General features: G+C 42.1%; 1 pseudogene. It reads left to right on the top strand.

Annotated features, from left to right (window positions below):
- Positions 1-522, top strand: a pseudogene (locus ADICYQ_RS31080) (hypothetical protein); the annotation flags it as partial.
- Between the last annotated feature and the right edge of the window lie 530 nt (positions 523-1,052).

Genomic DNA, 1,052 nt, shown 5'->3' with positions numbered 1-1,052 from the left:
GTCTGTGATGAAAATGAAGAGATTAAAGAAAAAAATCCATTTGTAAGAGGGCTAGTCAGCTGGGTGGGCTTTAAACAGACAGCGGTCGAGTATGTACGTGATGAAAGGCTCGCCGGAGAAACAAAGTACCCGCTCAAGAAAATGCTGAAGCTGTCAATGGACGGCATCACGACATTTTCACATAAACCGCTGAAGCTGGCAAGCTATGCGGGGATTTTAATGTCAGGTGCTGGATTTCTGTATATGTTTATCGTGCTGTATCTGAAGCTATTCACAGACAGCACGATTACCGGCTGGTCATCACTTATTGTGATCCAGCTCCTGTTCAGCGGCATTGTCCTTCTGATTTTGGGCGTGATCGGCGAATATATCGGCAGAATCTACGATGAAGCCAAAGACAGGCCGCTTTACATCGTCCAAAAATCGTATGGAATTGAAATAAAAGACTCTATAGAGACCAGCATATGTCATAACCTCAAACCCCCTGTCCGTTACGGTACAGGGGGGTTTTTTATGCTCTGAGCACGATCTAAAGCAAAAGATGCTGATAGATATATGGAAATTGGGTAAAGAAGAGATTGTGAGCTTGTACTGCGGTTCAGTCATGCTTAATAAAACAGCAAAACTTAAAGATTTCGTCCTCGGCTTTGCTGCATGTCAGCTGTTATATTGGGGGGCTTTAAAGAAACGCATGATTAGAGCCGTACCAGTTATGTTTAATAGAATACTGGTACCCAATACAATTCCCCACGTCAACGTCGATTCAGAGAGAAGAAAGCTCAACAAAAGAAAAGCCAATCCTGCGCAGATCATACTCAGTCCCACGGTTTTCATGTTCATGCCTCCTAGCAAACGATGTTTCTAGCATCTGATGTGAATGATGTCAATCTGTATGATATACGGATATCTCGTCAGAAAGTTTCATAGAACAATTAGGTCTTTTATCTAATAAAAGCCTCAGACCGCTTTTACGGCCTGAGGCATTATGTCTTACGAAGTTTTCTCTTCTTTTTGATCCAGTTTAATTTTTTCGTCTATTTCTTTGCCGTTTC

Source organism: Cyclobacterium qasimii M12-11B (assembly GCF_000427295.1).
Taxonomy (GTDB): domain Bacteria; phylum Bacteroidota; class Bacteroidia; order Cytophagales; family Cyclobacteriaceae; genus Cyclobacterium; species Cyclobacterium qasimii.
The sequence above is the reverse complement of the archived record's forward strand: the minus strand, read 5'-3'. Positions and strand labels throughout refer to the sequence as shown.